The 240-nt window shown below is 60.8% G+C and carries 1 pseudogene; it reads right to left on the bottom strand.

What is annotated here, in order from left to right:
- Positions 1 to 240, bottom strand: a pseudogene (locus KVT37_RS32730) (hypothetical protein); the annotation flags it as partial.

Here is a 240-nt window from a genome sequence, read left to right as displayed (position 1 = left end):
CAGATCGTTCGGGCTGCCCGGATGCAAATTCGGTGCCAGCACGTGCGGCGTGAGAACCGCCGACGCGCCGCCGTCGAGAACATCGAACAGCTCGTCGAACCGGCGGTAGGCTATGATATCGGGAACGAGATAGATGACCCGATCATATCCCTCGGCAAACAGCCGGCTAAACACTGTCGGCGTGATCGCCGTGTACAACTCCATGACATCGTAGCGGAAGCTGAAGGCCCGGCGATCCGG

It is taken from the genome of Mesorhizobium sp. GbtcB19 (genome assembly GCF_019091085.1).
Taxonomy (GTDB): Bacteria; Pseudomonadota; Alphaproteobacteria; order Rhizobiales; family Rhizobiaceae; genus Mesorhizobium.
Note: the sequence above shows the minus strand (reverse complement) of the source record. Positions and strands in the feature narration are given on the sequence as shown.